Consider the following 17,490-nt stretch of genomic DNA (forward strand, 5'->3'; position numbering starts at 1 on the left):
CGCACTCTCGATAAGGGCTGCAATGGGCGCGGCAAGGCGTTCAGGGCTGTTCTTCGCGCATATAGATGACAGTGATCAAGGCTGCTGCCAGCACGATCAGGCTGGCGATGGCGAAGGTCCAGGCTGGCCCCAGGGTATTCCAACTGTAGCCGGAATACAGTGCGCCCAGGGCACCGCCCACCCCGGCCAGGGTGGCATACAGGGCCTGGCCCTGGCCTTGCTGGCGGTCGGCAAAGCTGCGCTGGACGAAGTGAATGGCCGCCGCATGGAAACTGCCGAAGGTCGCGGCGTGCATCAGCTGGGCGAACAGCAACACCGGCAGATGATCGGCCAGGTTGCCCAGCAGCAACCAGCGCACGGCGGTAATCAGGAAACTGGCCAGCAGCACGCTGCGTAGCGAATAGCGGGCGAGCAGTCTGGCCATCAGCATAAACAGCACGATCTCGGCCAGCACCCCAAGGGCCCAGAGCTGGCCGATCAACCCGCGCGAGTAGCCGAGGCTCTCCAGATGCAGGGTCAGAAAGGTGTAATAGGGGCCGTTGCTGAGCTGCATCAGGCCGACGCTCAGGTAGAAGGCGAGAATCCCCGGCCGCCGCAATTGCTGGAGAAAGCCGCCTTGGTCCTGAGTGTTGGGGCGCATCTGCGGCTGGGCGTTGGGCACCCACCAGCTGCTCAGCACGATGCCGCCCATGATCAGGATCAGCGCCCAGGGATAGGCATCCAGGCTGAGCACCTCGAACAGCTTGCCCAGGCCCACCACCGCGACGATAAAGCCGATGCTGCCCCACAGACGGATCTGGCTGTAGCGCGTGGCCTGTTCCTTGAGGTGGGCAAAGGTGATCACCTCGAACTGCGGCAGCACCGCGTGCCAGAAGAACGCATGCAAGGCCATGATCAACGCCAGCCATGCGTAGCTCTGGCTGATAAAGATGCCGGCAAAGCACAGCAGCGTGCAGATCGCGCCGAAGCGCACGATGGCCAGGCGGCGACCGCTGTAATCCCCCAGCCAGCCCCACAGATTCGGCGCGATGCAGCGCATCAGCATGGGAATGGCGATCAGCTCACCGATCCGCGCGGCGGAAAAACCCAGGTGGTCGAAATACAGCGCCAGAAACGGCGCGGTGGCACCGAGCAGGGAGAAATAGAAGAAGTAGAAACCGGACAGACGCCAGTAAGGCAATGCCGGGCTCATGCTGTGCATAAACCCGGAACCCTGCTGCGGGACGCGGTTGGCCGCGCAGCAATGCTCATCACAGCTGTGGCAGTACCGGCGTGCTGACCCGCACATCGGCATTCTGCGCGCGGTGACGCAGCAGGTGGTCCATCAACACGATGGCCATCATTGCCTCGGCAATCGGCGTAGCACGGATGCCCACACAAGGGTCGTGACGGCCCTTGGTGATGATATCCACCGGATTGCCGTCGACATCGATGGAACGCCCCGGCGTGGTGATGCTGGAAGTCGGTTTGAGCGCCAGGTGGGCAACAATCGGCTGGCCACTGGAAATGCCGCCAAGAATGCCGCCGGCGTTATTCGAGAGGAAACCCTCCGGGGTCATCTCGTCACGGTGCTCGGTGCCGCGCTGCGCCACGCTGTCAAAACCTGCGCCGATTTCCACGCCCTTGACCGCGTTGATGCTCATCAGCGCATGGGCCAGTTCGGCGTCCAGACGGTCGAAAATCGGCTCGCCCAGGCCTGGCATTACGCCTTCGGCGACCACGGTGATCTTCGCCCCGACCGAATCCTGATCACGGCGCAGCTGGTCCATATAGGCTTCCAGCTCCGGCACCTTGTCCGGGTCGGGGCTGAAGAAGGCATTCTGCTCGACCGACTCCCAGCTCTTGAACGGAATCTCGATGGGGCCGAGCTGGCTCATATAGCCGCGAATCACGATGCCCTGGGTGGCCAGGTACTTCTTGGCGATGGCACCGGCGGCGACGCGCATGGCGGTCTCGCGCGCAGAACTGCGGCCACCACCGCGGTAGTCACGCACGCCGTATTTGTGGTGATAGGTGTAATCGGCGTGAGCCGGGCGGAAGGAGTCCTTGATCGCCGAGTAGTCCTTGGACTTCTGGTCGGTATTGCGGATCAGCAGGCCGATCGAGCAACCGGTGGTCTTGCCTTCGAATACCCCGGCGAGGATTTCCACCACATCGTCTTCCTGACGCTGGGTGGTGTGGCGACTCGTGCCCGGCTTGCGCCGGTCGAGGTCGCGCTGCATATCCTCCAGGGAAAGCTCCAGCCCCGGCGGGCATCCGTCAACGATGGCGACCAACGCCGGACCATGGCTTTCGCCCGCGCTGGTGACAGTGAACAGCTTGCCGTAGGTATTGCCGGACATGTGCAAAGGCTCCGCAAGAATCGATCACAGGCCTGCTGCATGCACGCGCCAGGCCTCGTTAAATAAGGCGGCGAGTATACCCTTTGGCGTCCATTGAGTTCATCCTCGAACCTTAGCCTTGGAAAAACGTCGAAATGCTCCCGCCCTTACAGTGCCCCGCCATGTTTCGAGCTCTTTTAGTGACCCTCCCCCTGCTTGCCGGCCTGGCCCAGGCCGCACCCAACACCCTGCAGCAACGCCCACTCAGCCTGGAAACTGCCCAAGGCACGCTGTATGGCACCCTGCTCCAGCCGCGCAGCACCGAACCGCTGGCCGTGGCCCTGCTGGTCGCCGGCTCCGGGCCGACCGACCGGGATGGCAACAACCCCGCCGATGGCCATAACGACAGCCTCAAGAAGCTGGCCCAGAACCTGGCCCGACACGGCATCGCCAGCCTGCGCTACGACAAGCGTGGCGTGGCCGCCAGCCGTGCGGCGACGCCCAACGAACGCGACCTCAGTGTAGACGCCTACGTCGCCGATGCGGTGGCCTGGGGCCGCCTGCTCCAGCGCGACAAGGCCTTCGACCGGCTGATTCTGATCGGCCACAGCGAAGGCGCACTGATCGCCAGCCTGGCCGCGCCACAGGCGGGGGCCGACGCTCTGGTGACATTGGCCGGCAGCGCCCGGCCGATTGACCAGGTGCTGCGCGAACAACTGTCCTATCGCCTGCCGCCGCCCCTGCTGGCGCAGAGCAACCGGCTGCTCGACAACCTATTGGCCGGGCAAACCAGCAATCAGGTGCCCGATGCCCTGCGGGTACTGTTCAGACCCAGCGTCCAGCCCTATCTGATTTCGCTGTTCAAACAGCACCCCGCCGAGGCCTTCGCCAGGCTGAAAATACCCGCGCTGATTGTCCAGGGCAGCCATGACATCCAGGTCAGCGTCGCCGATGCCCAGGCCCTACACGCCGCCAAGCCGGATGCCGACCTGCTGATAGTGCCCGGCATGAACCATGTTCTGCGTATCGTGCCACTGACCATGCCGGCGCAACTGGCCAGCTACAACAACCCTCGACTACCCTTGGCTGGCGTGCTTGGTGCAAAGATTGCCGGTTTTATCCAGCGCAGCACCTTAGCCGTAGACTCCAGATAACCGCAGGTCAGCCGATAAGCCGGATAACAGGTGCGGCCAGCACCGGCATAGCGCACAGGATCCGCGTATATGACTGACCAGCAAACGCAGCCCACCTCTACAGAGGCCGCCCCGCCAGAGGCAGAAAAAGCCCATCCCTGGGCCGAGCTCGGCCCGGAACAGTTCAGCCTGTTAAGGCTGGCCCCCTTGCCCATCGACCGCCATACCGGCCCGCGGCCTCTGCGCTTTATCCAGATGGGCCGCCTCGAACGCCAGAGCCCGCGACAAAGCCTGCTGCGCCTGACCCTGCAGCTGCCTGGGCATCACCTGCACAAGGAACAGAATGTGCTGGAGGTCTGGGCCGACCACAGCCAGAAGCTGTTGCGCTTCGCCCCGGACAATGGCCTGCAGCTGGAGCCGGAAAACCGCGGCCTGGGCCGCTTTATCCTGGCTCAGGGCATCGCCTGGGCGCGCCGGCATTACAGCCATTACCAGGTGCAGGGTGCCGACCTGCCCAGCAGGGACGCCTTTAGCGAAGAAGCCCGGGCGCGCCGCGACCACTGCCTGCAGGCCCAGGGTTTTGTCATCGAATACCTCGACCCGCTGCAGCTCAAGGCGCGCTATGGCGCACCACGGGTCAGCACGCTGCACAGCGACTGGAATGCCGACAAGGTACAGATCGTCGAACTGCTCGACGCCGCTGGCATGCTGCAACAGGCCGACCACAGCCTGCGCGAACAGGACGTCAAACTTCGTCAACTCAATGAGCGCATCGACCGCTTGCGCCGCGAAGACGGCAGCCTGCGCTTTACCATCACCTGCCTGATCGCCTTCTGCCTGTTTCAGGCCGGCTTGCTGATCTGGATCGCCACCCGCTGATCCAAGCCCAGCCGCTGGGCTAAAGCTGAGCGGCGGCTGCGCAGGCTGGCCATCAGCGAGGGGGCCAGGGCAGTCAGCACTACCGTCGCAGTTGTAAGCCGCTAGTTAGCAGAACTGTGCTGATAGTCGTCAGCAGTCGCCATGAAAATGGCGTCAACATTCAAGAAATCGAGAGAAAAACCAGCAAAACCCGACCATTTGTCGCCAAATCACGTATCAGGCCACGTGCAGATTAGACTCAAGTCAATGACTACTAACGTGGGAGGAGTAAGCATGTTTGGTCAGCGCAATGTGGATCCCAGCCCTGGCACGCATTACCGCAGCGAGCGGGTCAGTGCGGTCAATGGCCAATACTTTTTCTCCACCCGGGAAGGCACCCTGGAAGGCCCCTACTTCACCCGCATCGATGCGATACACGGGATAGATGCCTATATCCATCGCATGCAGGTTTCCGGCGCGCTATACGCGCGATCCAACCGCTTCTAGCCCCCCATAACCAGCAAACCCCGGGCAGTTCGACTGCACCGGGGTTTTTGCTTGCTCAAGTAAAAGTCGGGCCACTGCCCGCGTCTTTAGCGCACCGCTTCGAACAGGCCAGTTGCGCCCATGCCACCACCCACGCACATGGTGACGATGCCGTAACGCAGGTTGCGCCGCTGCAACTCACGCACCAGATGGCCGACCTGACGCGAGCCGGTCATGCCGAACGGGTGGCCGATGGAGATCGAGCCGCCATTGACGTTGTATTTGGCGTTGTCGATTTCCAGGCGGTCGCGGGCATACAGGCACTGCGAGGCGAAGGCTTCGTTGAGCTCCCACAGGTCGATATCGGCCACGCTCAGGCCCCGGGCCTTGAGCAGCTTAGGCACCGAGAACACCGGGCCGATGCCCATCTCGTCCGGCTCGCAACCGGCGACGGTAAAGCCGCGGAAGAAGGCTATCGGCTTGAGGCCCAGCTCGATGGCTTTCTCCAGGCTCATGACCAGGGTCATGGACGCACCATCGGACAGCTGCGAGGCGTTGCCGGCGGTGACCGAACCGTCGTCGGCGAATACCGGCTTGAGCGCGGCCAGGCTTTCGAGGGTGGTGTCGGCACGGTTGCAGTCATCCCGATCGACCACACCCTCGACAATCTTCTTCTCGCCAGTGGCCTTGTCCTCAACCAGATACTTGACGTTCATCGGTACGATTTCGTCGTCGAACAGGCCCTCGGCCTGGGCCCTGGCGGTGCGCTGCTGGCTCTGCAGGGCATAAGCGTCCTGGGCTTCGCGGCTGACGTTATAGCGCCGTGCGACGATCTCGGCAGTCTGGCCCATGGGGTAGTAGATACCCGGCACATCCTTTTGCAGGATGGGGTTGAACAGGTTGTCGGTGTTCATGCTCTTCATCGTCATGGTGATCGACTCGACGCCACCGGCGACGATGATATCGCTACAACCCGAGGCGACTTGGTTGGCGGCGATGGCGATGGCCTGCAGGCCCGAGGAGCAGAAACGATTGAGGGTCATGCCCGCCACGTTGGTGCCCAGACCGGACAGCACCGCCACGTTGCGGCCGATATTCATGCCCTGAGCGCCTTCGTTGGAGCCGGCACCGACGATGCAATCGTCCACCAGCGCCGGGTCGATACCCGTGCGGGCCAGCAGCGCATTGACGCAATGGGCCGCCATGTCGTCCGGACGGGTCTGGTTGAACTTGCCACGGAAGGACTTGGCCAGACCAGTCCGCACGCTGTCCACTATCACCACTTCACGCATGCCGCACCTCATTGTTGTTGGGGTTTGAATTAGGGCGAGAATAAAACCGAACAATCCAAGCCCGCGACGATCATTCAGCAGACATATGCGCAACCATCGTTAACCGCGGTTTCAGGTATTACGTAAGAGCGGCCCCGCCGCTCCTATATACAAAACGCTAGCCCTTCTCGAACGCCGCCTCCAGCGCCTGATTGATGGTACGCAGCACCTTGATTCGGGCAAAGCGCTTGTCGTTGGCCTCCACCAGGGTCCAGGGCGCGATCTCGGTACTGGTGCGGTCGACCATATCGCCGACCGCGTCGCGGTACAGCGGCCACTTGTCGCGGTTGCGCCAATCTTCTTCGGTGATCTTGAAGCGCTTGAAGGGGATCTGCTCGCGGGCCTTGAAACGCTCAAGCTGAGTATCCTCATCGATCGACAGCCAGAACTTCACCAGTACCACGCCGGCCTCGCTCAGCTGCTCCTCGAAATCGTTGATCTCGCTGTAGGCACGCAGCCAGTCGGCCGGGCTACAGAAACCCTCGACCCGCTCCACCAGCACCCGGCCATACCAGGAGCGGTCGAATAGAGTGAACTTGCCGCGCACTGGGACATGCCGCCAGAAGCGCCACAGATAGGGCTGCGCGCGCTCCTCCTCGGTGGGCGCGGCCACCGGCACGATACGGTACTGACGTGGGTCGAGCGCGCCGATCACGCGGCGAATCGCCCCGCCCTTACCGGCCGCATCATTGCCTTCGAATACCGCCACCAGCGAGTGCTTGCGCATGCGCTTGTCGCGCATCAACCCGGACAGGCGTGCCTGCTCGACAACCAGCTGTTCCTCGTAGTCATCCTTGGCCAGGGCCTGGCTCATATCCAGGCTGTCGAGCAGACCACGGTTGTCCAGGCTGGAAGTCAGCGGTGCCGCATGGGGTTGCGGCAGTGGCCTGGTCTCGACCTTGAGCGCGGCCTGCAGGCCATCGAGCAGAATGCGCCCGACCGTCAGGCTGCGGTAATACTCATCCACACCCTCCACCACATACCAGGGCGCATAGTCGCGGCTGCTGCGACGCAGAACGCGCTCGCCGACCTTGACGTATTTGTCGTAGGTCTTTGATTGCTGCCAGTCCAGCGGGCTCAGCCGCCAGCTGTGCAGCGGGTCGTCTTTCAGGGTTTTGAGCCGCGCTTTCATGCGCGACTTGGAGAGGTGGAACCAGAACTTGAAGATCAGCGTGCCTTCATCGCAGAGCATGCGTTCCAGGCCCAGGGTGCTGTCGATGGCCTGATCCAGCACCGCATTCTTGATCCGCCCGTGCACTCGCCCCTGGAGCATCTGGCTGTACCAGTTGCCGAAGAAGATGCCGATCCGCCCCTTGGGTGGCAACTGCCGCCAGTAGCGCCAGGCCGGTGGTCGCGCCAGCTCCTCATCGGTCTGCTGATCGAAGGTGCTGACCTGAATCAGCCGCGCATCCATCCACTCGTTGAGCAGCTTGACCGTCTCGCCCTTGCCCGCGCCCTCAACGCCATTGATCAGGATGATTACGGCAAAACGCCCCTGCTGCTGCAACTCGTATTGCGCTTCCAGCAAGGCCTCGCGCAGCGCCGGCAACTCGGCCTCGAAGGTTTCTTTATCAATACTGTGACCAATCTCGGCAGACTCAAACATAGCCAACTCCCTGACATGATGAGTTGAGCCTAGCGGATCGCCCCCCGCTTTGTCCGGATTCACCTGGCAATCGGCTAGAATGCGCGCCTGCGCCACCTGGTACCGAGCATGTCCGACACCTCTACCCCCGCCTGCCAACAGGCACACCTTGACTGGGATGAGCAGGGCCAACCCCTCTCCGCCCAGTTCGCCGATGTGTACTTTTCCAACGAGAACGCTCTGGCCGAAACCCGCTATGTGTTTCTCGCCAACAACCAGTTGCCGGAGCGCTTCGCCGCACTGACGGCCGATCAGCAGTTGGTCATTGGTGAAACCGGCTTCGGCACCGGGCTGAATTTCCTCTGCGCCTGGCAGCTGTTCGAACAACAGGCTGTAACGGGCGTGCGCCTGCATTTTGTTAGCGTGGAAAAATACCCGCTGAACAAGACCGACCTGCAACGCGCGCTGGCGCTGTGGCCAGAACTTGCGCCCTACGCCGAGCAGTTGCTGGCGCAATATGTGGCGCTGCACCCAGGCTTTCAGCGCCTGGTCTTTGCTGGCGGACGTATCGTTCTGACTCTGCTGATCGGCGATGCCCTGGAGTTGCTCGGCCAACTGGACGCCAAGGTCGACGCCTGGTTTCTCGATGGTTTCGCCCCGGCAAAAAACCCGGATATGTGGACGCCGGAGCTATTTGCCGAGCTTGCGAGACTCTCCCACGCCAGCACCACTCTGGGCACCTTTACCAGCACCGGCTATGTGCGCCGTCGGCTGAACGATGCCGGTTTCAAGATGAAGCGCGTGCCGGGCCTGGGCAAGAAATGGGAAGTGCTTAAAGGCGGCTTTATCGGTACAGCTGAGGCGACTGAGAAGCCCTGGTTTGCTCGCCCGCCGCAGCCTGTTGGCACCCGCAGCGCATTGGTGATTGGCGCAGGCCTGGCCGGCTGCGCCACTGCCGCCAGCCTGGCCCAGCGCGGTTGGCAGGTCATTCTATTGGAGCGGCATGCCGCCATCGCCCAGGAAGCCTCGGGTAACCCGCAAGGCGTGCTTTACCTCAAACTTTCGGCCCATCACACCACGCTATCCCGCCTGATCGTCAGCGGCTACGGCCATACCCGCCGGCTGCTGAAGCGTCTGCACAAAGGCCAGGACTGGGATAACTGTGGCGTGCTGCAACTGGCCTTCGACGACAAAGAGGCGCAACGCCAGGCGCAGATTGCAGCTGCCTTCCCTGCCGATCTATTAACCGCATTGGATAAAACCTCTGCCGAGGATAAAGCCGGCATCCCCTTACCAGCGGGCGGCCTGTTCTATCCCGAGGCCGGCTGGGTGCATCCGCCTGCGCTCTGTGCACTGCTTAGCCAGCAGCCGAATATCAAGCTGCAACTGCATCAGGAGGCGCTGGAGCTGCGCCGCGGCGGTGATAGCTGGCAGGCCTGGAATGGTGAGCAGCTGCTGGCCAGCGCCAGTGTGGTGGTATTGGCCAGCGCCGCCGAGATCAAGGGTTTCAGCCAGAGTGCAGGCCTGCCGCTGAAACGCATCCGCGGACAGATCAGTCGCCTGCCGGCCACCGCCGCCAGCCGCGCGTTAAGCACGGTGGTGTGCGCCGAAGGTTATGTCGCCCCGGTACGCCTGGATGAACATACCTTGGGTGCGAGTTTTGATTTCAACAGTGACGATCTGGCGCTGAACAGCGCCGATCACGCAAGCAATCTGCAGCTACTGGAAGAGATATCGCCTGAGCTTTCCGTCGCGCTCAACGCAGCAGCACTTGACCCCGAGCAACTGCAGGGGCGCGCCGCGTTTCGCTGCACCAGCCCGGACTACCTGCCGATTGTCGGCCCGCTAGCCGACACAGACGCTTTTGCCGAGGCCTATGCGGTGCTAAGCAAGGATGCCCGCCAGGTACCGGAAACGCCCTGCCCGTGGCTCGACGGCCTATATATCAACAGCGGGCACGGCTCACGCGGGCTGATCACCGCGCCGCTGTCCGGCGAGCTGATCGCCGCCTGGCTGAACGATGAACCCTTGCCAGTGCCTGCCGATGTGGCGCAGGCCTGCCATCCGAATCGCTTCGCACTGCGCGCGCTGATCCGCAACAAAAACTGAGCCGGAGTCCGGCTGTCCGAAACGTAGGGTGCGACATGGCGCAGCCTTGTCCACCAGGGGCTACGCGGAGCCTCGGCGGACAAGCCTTCGGCATGTCCGCCCTACGCCAACAATGCATCAGCCGCGCAGGCTGATCCGCCAGGCGCGGTGGATTTTCTGGTTGCGCGCGAAGTCCGGATCCAGGGTTGATTCGCTGATTTCTTCAACCTGATAACGCGCCGCCAGGCTCTCATCGAGCACAAACTTGCGGAAGTTGTTGGAGAAATACAGCACGCCGCCCGGTGCCAGACGCGCCATGGCCAGATCGAGCATCTGCACGTGGTCACGCTGGATGTCGAATATGCCTTCCATGCGCTTGGAGTTGGAGAAGGTCGGCGGATCGATAAAAATCAGCTCGTACTCGCCACGATCCTCGGCCAGCCAGGTCATCACATCGGCCTGCTCCAGCTTGTTCTTATCCGAGTAACCGTTGAGCGACAGGTTGCGTCGCGCCCAGTCCAGGTAGGTTTTCGACAGATCGACGCTGGTGGTGGTGCGCGCGCCGCCCTTGGCCGCATGCACGGTCGCCGTGGCTGTGTAGCAGAACAGGTTGAGGAAGCGCTTGCCGGCGGCCTCTTTCTGGATGCGCAGGCGCAGCGGGCGGTGGTCAAGGAACAACCCGGTGTCCAGGTAATCGGTGAGGTTAACCAGCAGCTTCACGCCGCCCTCGCTGACCTCCATAAACTGCCCCTGAGTCGCCTGCCGCTGGTACTGCTTGGTACCGCTCTGACGCTCACGGCGCTTGATCACCACTTTGCTCTGGTCAACGCCCAGCGCTTGCGGCAGCGCCGCGATGGCGTCAAACATGCGGGCTTTGGCTTTCTCAGGATCAATTGACTTGGGTGCGGCATATTCCTGCACATGCACCCAATCACCATACAAATCCACCGCCATGGAATATTCCGGCATATCGGCGTCATACAAGCGGTAGCACTCAACGCCTTCCTTGCGCGCCCACTTACCCAGCTGCTTAAGGTTCTTTTGCAGGCGATTGGCAAACATCTGCCCGCCTTCGCTCAAGCGCGCCAGTTCGACCACCGGAGCAGGTGCCGGAGTCGGTTTGATCGGGTTGCCGTTCTTGTTGTACTGGCGCTCTTGCGGCTCCAGCGGGGATTTGTCCGCCTCGGCCTGTTCACGCTCGCGTTCACGCTGCTCGGGGGTACGGCGCTCGCCGGTAACGAACTGCTCGGGCTGCACCTTGATCAGCAGCAGCTTGCACGGCAGCGCGCCGTTCCAGAAGGCGTACTGCTTGTGGCTGCGAATACCCATGCGCTTGCCCAGATCCGGCGCGCCGGTAAACACCGCCGCTTCCCAGCCCATGCAGGCCTGACGCAGGCGCTCGCCGAGATTCTGGTAGAGGTAAAGCAAACTGGCTTCATCACCCAGGCGCTCGCCGTAGGGTGGGTTACAGATCACCAGGCCTTTCTGGTTCTGGTCCGGACGCGGCTCGAAAGTCGCCACTTCGCCCTGATAGACCTTGATCCAATCACTCATGCCCGCGCGTTCGATGTTATTGCGTGCTGGCTGAATCAACCGTGGGTCGGCTTCATAGCCGCGAATCCACAGCGGTGGCTTGGCCATGCCTACAGCTGCACGCTGCTCAGCCTCGGCATGCACTTTCTTCCACAAGGCCGGCACGTGGCCCAGCCACTTGCTGAAGCCCCATTGCTCACGGGTCATATTCGGCGCGATGTCGGCGGCGATCATCGCCGCCTCGACCAGGAAGGTGCCGACGCCGCACATCGGGTCAGCCAGCGCACCGCCTTCAGCGGCAATACGCGGCCAGCCGGCACGAATCAATACGGCAGCGGCAAGGTTTTCCTTCAGTGGTGCAGCGCCCTGCTGCAGGCGATAACCGCGCTGGTGCAGGCTATGGCCGGACAAATCGAGGGAGAGAATCGCCTCGCCGCGATCCAGACGCAGGTGCACGCGCAGGTCCGGGTTGAGCTTGTCCACCGATGGCCGCGTACCGTCTTTCAGGCGCAGCTTGTCGACGATGCCGTCCTTGACCTTCAACGCGCCGAAATGGGTGTTGTCGATGCCCGAGCCATTACCGCTAAATTCCACGGCCAGGCTGCCGGTGGATTCCAGGTGCTCGAACCAGTCGACTTCCAGCACACCCTCGTAAAGGCTCTGGGCGTCCTGCACGCTGTAGCGCTTGAGCACCAACAGCACGCGGTTGGCCAAGCGCGACCACAGGCACAGGCGATAGGCGGTTTCCATGTCGGCCATGCCACGGATGGCCGAGGTGTGCTCACGTGCGTCTTCAAGGCCGAGGCTGCTGGCTTCTTCGAGCAGCAGGCCTTCGAGGCCTTTGGGACAGGTGAGAAAGAGTTCGTAACGATCCGACATGGGAGCTTCCAGTGTGCCTAAGGCAATAAACGGCGTGCAGCGAAATCAGCACGCCCAAAATAAGTGACAAAGCGTCGCAGTGCGACCCTTCGTCGGAATAAACAACAGTCGCAATCGCAATTCATTCGCGATAGCAAAATACCAGCACCGCCCCCGCATACGCCCACAGCACAGGCCTCGGGGTGAAAAACCGGCATCCGGCCGCAACGCCTTATGGCCTGACCCGCAAAAATGTTACGCCCTTATGACGAAACGATCATTCACAGGCCCCGGCGCATTCGTTAGAAATCTACCTAGGCCATCGCTGCAACGGTGATGGCAAGGAGGCTCGCGACGCCGGCAGCGGACTCCGTAGGCAGAACTTTCTCTGCCTGACCTTGCTACAAGGTCTAAAGGACATAACAGTCAACATTGAGGGCTTCACCCTATGAGAAGACTTAAGCGTGATCCGTTAGAAAGAGCCTTTTTGCGCGGCTATCAATATGGGATCAATGGTAAATCCCGCGAGCTTTGTCCATTCACCCTTCCGTCCGTACGCCAAGCCTGGTTGAACGGCTGGCGCGAAGGACGCGGTGATAACTGGGACGGCATGACCGGCACTGCCGGCATCCATCGACTCAACGAACTTCACGCTGTCGGCTGACAAAGGAACCCTACCGACTTCCATGCACGCTCCATCCGAGCGGCGGGCGTAAGCCCAGGGGCTCCCTTAGGGAGCCCTTTTTATTGCCTGCCATCCATGGCGGCAACCCTTCGGGCCGTCGCTGCGCGACGTTAAAAATTCCTCCCGGTAATTTTTTATTGCCTACCATCCATGGCAGCCTTTGGGCCATCGCTGTGCGCCGTTAAAAATGGCTCCAGGCCATTTTTTATTGCCTCCCGGCTTTAGGCCTGAGGCTTTTGCGGCAGCGCGGCAATCGCATCAACCGCCTCGCGAATCAATGCCGGGCCCTTGTAGATAAAACCAGAATAAATCTGCACCAGGCTGGCACCGGCGGCGATCTTCTCAGCCGCATGCTTGCCTTCGGTAATGCCGCCCACTGCAATAATCGGCAGACGCCCCTTCAACTCGCCCACCAGCACCTTGACGATATGGGTGCTCTTGTCCCGCACCGGTGCACCAGACAACCCGCCCGCCTCATCAGCACACTCCAGACCATGCACGCCTTCGCGGCCCAGGGTGGTGTTGGTGGCAATCACCGCATCCATACCGGCTTCAATCAGCGCATTGGCAACTTCCACGGTTTCTTCATCGCTCATGTCCGGCGCGATCTTGATCGCCAGCGGCACACGCTTACCGTACTGCGCGGCCAGATCTTCCTGGCGCTGACGCAGGGCTTCGAGCAACTGCTTGAGCGAATCGCCAAACTGCAAGCTGCGCAACCCCGGGGTATTCGGCGAGCTGACGTTCACCGTGACATAGCTGGCGTGGTTATAGACCTTGTCCAGACATAGCAGGTAATCGTCCACCGCGCGTTCAACCGGGGTGTCGAAGTTCTTGCCGATATTGATGCCCAGCACGCCCTTGTATTTGGCCGCCCGCACCCGCGCCAACAGATGATCGACGCCGTGATTGTTGAAGCCCATGCGATTGATGATTGCCTCGGCCTCGGGCAAGCGGAACAGGCGCGGCTTGGGGTTACCCGGCTGTGGGCGCGGCGTGACGGTGCCGATCTCGATAAAGCCGAAGCCGAGCTGGGCAAAGCCGTCGATGGCATCACCGTTCTTGTCCAGGCCGGCAGCCAGGCCGACCGGGTTGGCAAAGTCCAGCCCCATTACCTGAACTGGCAAAGCTGCCGGGCTCTTGGTCAACAAGCCATTGAGCCCCAGGCGGCCACCGGCCCCGATCAGATCGACGGACAGTTCATGGGAGGATTCCGGGGACAGTTTGAACAGCAGCTCGCGGGCCAGGGTATACATGGGCAGGCTTAGCTCGATAGAGTGACAAAGGCCGCAATTATAGCCGCCTGGCCACCTCATAGGCGAGGTGCAAGGCTGCTTCAGCTCAAACGGCGCAGGCTCAGCAGTTCGCCGCCTGCACTAAACTCGAGCTCGAAGGAACCATAGACCCCTTCGTGAGTCAGAAACTGCCGAAAATGATGAGCCGGTACGCTCACCCGGCGGCCGTCACGGCTGCGCAGCAATACGCGATTAGCATGGCCCTGATAGACCGCACGCAAGCGCTCGGCGGACAGCGCAATATCCAGCACCAGACTGGGCATGGAGGCACCCACGCAAATGAATGCAGCAATATTGCCACAGGCAAAGCACAAGCCCGTGAAAAAATGGCCGGGAGCCATTTTTAACGTCGCGCAGCGACGGCCCGCAGGGTGGCCGCCAGGGATGGCAGGCCATAAAAACCCGCCAAATCAGTCGATAAAGCCTGTGCAGTGGCCTTGCGCCTCTGCCAAACTGGCACTGCTGACTATGGAGTTCCCACCTGGCCATGAGTTTGTCTGAGCAGCCCCCTACCCTCAGCTCACGCCTTGGAGCCCTGGCCCAACGCCTGGGCCTTATCGGCCGCGCGCCTCGCCAAATACTTGAGCGCGCTAGCCAGTTGCGCCTGCCATTCGATCCCCTGCCCACAATCCGTAACAGCATCTGCTGGCAGGACGGGCCACAACTGCATCGTTTGATTGACCTGCCACGTGGCGCACTTTCCGGCCCCGTGCAAGAAGACAAAGCCCAGGCCCACGCTGCCTTGGTTCGCATCATCGAACTAGAAGAACGCCAGCTGAGCTCATTCGACCTACGCATGGTCGACGGTCTTTCCGGGTGCAAAGCCGGCCAAGCCGCCTTCGCCAGCTTCGAGGACTATGCCGCCAGCCCGGCATGCCGCCAGGTGCGCATCATCAGCTACAAGGACTTTGTCAAAACCATCAGCCTGGCTCTGCCGCGCTTTCTGGCCGGCGACCCCATCAGCCTGCGACAGGCCAGCTGGCATGGCGAGCGGGTGTTCTGGGCCGGCGAGCATCACCCTCAGGCTTTTGCCTGTGCAATTGCCTATGCCCGCCGCCGTGAACTGGAAATCAACCTGCCCGCGGACCTCAGCCACTATCGCTTGAGTGCCCAGGGACTGAGCGAGTTACAACAGCAGTATCACGCCCTGGCCATGCCGGCAGCCGCCTGGAGCGACCCGGCTTTTATGGGGCTACTGCTCGATAGCGGCCTCCCCTATGCGCGCCTGTCGCTGCTACGCAGCCCAGGCGACCCGGAAATCCTGCTGCTGCCCAAATACTCTGCCGAAGCCACCGCACTGGGCGAAGGCCTGCGCCTGGCCGGCGCACCGGATGTGGTGGGGTATTTGCAGCAGCTGACGCAGCACCGCTGATAATCAAAAACACCCGCTACAGACTTCCGCGCCTAGAGTTGCCATAAAAAGCCCGCCCTCACTCAAGAGGGCGGGCTCAGAACAGGCCTTGCGTCAGACGGGGACAGTGTATTCTTGCTCCTGCCCTCCAATCAGTAGCATCACCTTGTCTCCTACACCGATATTGCTCAGTGTCGCCACTTCAACAAAGTCGCCATTTAGACCGTCAACATCCACTTCCAGCTTGGCGTCTGGACCGACAGCGGTGATATGTACAAAATCGGTTACATTGCTGGCAACACCGAAGTTGGCATCCAGCAGCGCACCCAGATCTATTTTATCCCCCTCATCGAAGTTGTAGCCGGTAATCACATCGGTATGCGCAAGTCCCATTTCGGCGAAGACAAAGGTATCCGCGCCACCACCACCGGTCAGCGTATCGTTACCCAGGCCGCCGATCAGTATGTCGTCACCACCTCCGCCAATCAGAGTGTCGTCCCCCGCACCGCCATCCAGATAATTGGCATTAACACTATGACCTATCAAGGTGTCGTTACCAGAACCACCCAATACCCCCTCAATCGAGGCATAGCTATCTCCAGCGGCAGTACCTCCCGAGCCAACACCTGTATTCAGGTTTACTGTAACACCCAAGGTATCATCACGATAATCCACGATATCGAAACCAGTACCGCCATGAATCACATCAGCAAGGCTGCTGGCTGCGATAACATCATCGCCAGCGGTGCCAGTAAGGGTAAAGGCAGTCCCACTGCCGGCTACAACGTGCACATTTAGAGTCGAAATTCCGCTCAAGTCACCGTCGCCATCCTGAGCGACAATGCCGAATGACAAATCTTTATCTTCTGGCAGCACGGTGGTGTATATAGTCGTCGAGGCAAAACGCACTCCCTGCCCCTCTCCCTCAATCCCTTCAATTTTCAACACATTAAAGGTGATGGTAGGATCAATAACAGTGACAGCACCAACAATAGCGATTACACCTACCTGCGTTGCACCAGTCTCAGTATTGGTCGCAGTCCAGCGAATGGTTAATGAACCATTTATATTATTGTTAACCAGCTCAACCTTCTCGACAAATTGAGGATTTGTGCCAGGATCATCATCCCCCGAAGTACCGGGATTATGGAACTCCATGATGAAGCCCTCACCATTCCCAACAAACTGGTTAGAAATACCGAAACCCGGAGTAGAAGAGTTCACGCCACCGCCAATTCCAGTAAATTCAATACGCCCATCTGGGGTTTCACGCCACCCTATCGGCCCCCCTGCCTCCAGATTTGTTAACGAGAATGTCTCACTGACTGAAGCGTCCGGCTTAATCAGTTCAAAGTTATAAGTGCCATCGGCATTGACCGTTAATTCAAATACCGTCTCATTAGCAGCAGACTTTGCTATCAACGTTGTGTTAACAAACTCATCACCGTTAAAGTTATTTTCTGTTGTATATGTCAACCCTGTGATAGCCGGCCCTGTGATTTGGAAGCCTGCCAAACCATCTGCGCCTGGGACGACCTCAAAAAAGCCATTAACAGTTCCAATTTCATTGGGAATAGTGGCACCGGTGAAAGACCCAAGGGTCGGCACATCATCAATGATGTTGACCGTGATGGTGCCGTTGACGCTGTTGCCATTGGCGTCCGTCGCTGTGTACTCGAAGGTCTCCACGCCATTAACCGTATTGGCACCGGCCACCGCACCAGAGTCCATCGCCGTGGCCAGCGTGTAGCTGTAAGTCCCGTTGGCGTTCAGCGTCAGCGTGCCGTAGGTACCAGTACCATCGGTGCCCGCCTTAAAGGCATAACCCGTCGCTCCGGTAACACTCAAAGCACCACCAGCCGTCTCGTTATCACTTCCAGAATTACTGCCACTGGCCAGCGCCGCTTCATCCACTGTCACACTGTCGTTGTCCGCCACCAGCGTGACGTCCGACAGGTTGATGGTC

The 17,490-nt window shown here is 60.7% G+C and carries 14 protein-coding genes; 6 read left to right on the top strand and 8 right to left on the bottom strand.

Translation table 11 applies throughout. From position 1 onward, the window contains the following. Positions 1–40: 40 nt before the first annotated feature. Positions 41–1,192: an MFS transporter gene (locus VMP31_RS11780; RefSeq protein ID WP_325507320.1), complete on the bottom strand. Its 1,152-nt coding sequence runs from the start codon at positions 1,190–1,192 to the stop codon at positions 41–43. A gap of 58 nt (positions 1,193–1,250) precedes the next feature. After that, positions 1,251–2,342, bottom strand: coding sequence for a chorismate synthase (aroC, locus tag VMP31_RS11785; protein ID WP_325507297.1), 1,092 nt, complete (start codon positions 2,340–2,342; stop codon positions 1,251–1,253). A 161-nt stretch (positions 2,343–2,503) separates the two neighbouring features. Here aroC and VMP31_RS11790 point away from each other — a divergent pair, with 161 nt between their 5' ends. The 3 genes from VMP31_RS11790 (at position 2,504) to VMP31_RS11800 (ending at position 4,819) form a co-directional block, all read left to right on the top strand. After that, positions 2,504–3,475 carry an alpha/beta hydrolase gene (locus VMP31_RS11790; protein WP_325507299.1) on the top strand — a complete coding sequence of 324 codons (972 nt, stop codon included), beginning with the start codon at positions 2,504–2,506 and terminating at the stop codon, positions 3,473–3,475. Between the two features lie 69 nt (positions 3,476–3,544). Continuing rightward, positions 3,545–4,333: a hypothetical protein gene (locus VMP31_RS11795; protein WP_325507301.1), complete on the top strand. Its 789-nt coding sequence runs from the start codon at positions 3,545–3,547 to the stop codon at positions 4,331–4,333. Between the two features lie 273 nt (positions 4,334–4,606). Then, positions 4,607–4,819 carry a DUF6316 family protein gene (locus tag VMP31_RS11800; RefSeq protein WP_325507303.1) on the top strand — a complete coding sequence of 71 codons (213 nt, stop codon included), beginning with the start codon at positions 4,607–4,609 and terminating at the stop codon, positions 4,817–4,819. Positions 4,820–4,905: 86 nt separating this feature from the next. On the opposite strand, the gene VMP31_RS11805 is transcribed toward VMP31_RS11800, so the two are convergent. Next, complete coding sequence (locus VMP31_RS11805; RefSeq protein ID WP_325507304.1) at positions 4,906–6,090, bottom strand: thiolase family protein; 1,185 nt, start codon at positions 6,088–6,090, stop codon at positions 4,906–4,908. 157 nt (positions 6,091–6,247) lie between these two features. After that, positions 6,248–7,735, bottom strand: a complete 1,488-nt coding sequence (gene pap, locus VMP31_RS11810) for a polyphosphate:AMP phosphotransferase (protein WP_325507306.1) — start codon at positions 7,733–7,735, stop codon at positions 6,248–6,250. Between the two features lie 108 nt (positions 7,736–7,843). Between pap and mnmC the strand changes: the two genes are divergently transcribed. Further along, positions 7,844–9,823, top strand: coding sequence for a bifunctional tRNA (5-methylaminomethyl-2-thiouridine)(34)-methyltransferase MnmD/FAD-dependent 5-carboxymethylaminomethyl-2-thiouridine(34) oxidoreductase MnmC (gene mnmC, locus VMP31_RS11815; protein ID WP_325507308.1), 1,980 nt, complete (start codon positions 7,844–7,846; stop codon positions 9,821–9,823). A 117-nt stretch (positions 9,824–9,940) separates the two neighbouring features. On the opposite strand, the gene rlmKL is transcribed toward mnmC, so the two are convergent. Further along, positions 9,941–12,214, bottom strand: coding sequence for a bifunctional 23S rRNA (guanine(2069)-N(7))-methyltransferase RlmK/23S rRNA (guanine(2445)-N(2))-methyltransferase RlmL (gene rlmKL / locus VMP31_RS11820; protein ID WP_325507310.1), 2,274 nt, complete (start codon positions 12,212–12,214; stop codon positions 9,941–9,943). Between the two features lie 427 nt (positions 12,215–12,641). On the opposite strand from rlmKL, the gene rmf reads away from it, so the two are divergent. Next, positions 12,642–12,857, top strand: a complete 216-nt coding sequence (gene rmf, locus VMP31_RS11825) for a ribosome modulation factor (protein ID WP_233685155.1) — start codon at positions 12,642–12,644, stop codon at positions 12,855–12,857. A 242-nt stretch (positions 12,858–13,099) separates the two neighbouring features. Here rmf and VMP31_RS11830 read toward each other — a convergent pair whose 3' ends face one another. Both VMP31_RS11830 and VMP31_RS11835 read right to left on the bottom strand, forming a co-directional pair. Beyond that, positions 13,100–14,134 (bottom strand): quinone-dependent dihydroorotate dehydrogenase, encoded by a 1,035-nt coding sequence (locus VMP31_RS11830; RefSeq protein ID WP_325507312.1) that lies wholly within the window; start codon positions 14,132–14,134, stop codon positions 13,100–13,102. Between the two features lie 80 nt (positions 14,135–14,214). After that, entirely contained in the window at positions 14,215–14,436 is a 222-nt protein-coding gene (locus VMP31_RS11835) for a DUF2835 domain-containing protein (protein ID WP_325507314.1), read from the bottom strand. A gap of 224 nt (positions 14,437–14,660) precedes the next feature. Here VMP31_RS11835 and VMP31_RS11840 point away from each other — a divergent pair, with 224 nt between their 5' ends. After that, positions 14,661–15,545 carry a DUF6685 family protein gene (locus VMP31_RS11840; RefSeq protein ID WP_325507316.1) on the top strand — a complete coding sequence of 295 codons (885 nt, stop codon included), beginning with the start codon at positions 14,661–14,663 and terminating at the stop codon, positions 15,543–15,545. A gap of 93 nt (positions 15,546–15,638) precedes the next feature. Here VMP31_RS11840 and VMP31_RS11845 read toward each other — a convergent pair. Then, positions 15,639–17,490, bottom strand: a 1,852-nt coding sequence (locus VMP31_RS11845) for a type I secretion C-terminal target domain-containing protein (RefSeq protein WP_325507318.1), incomplete at its 5' end; no start/stop codon positions are given.

The organism is Pseudomonas sp., from assembly GCF_035512415.1.
Classification (GTDB): domain Bacteria; phylum Pseudomonadota; class Gammaproteobacteria; order Pseudomonadales; family Pseudomonadaceae; genus Aquipseudomonas.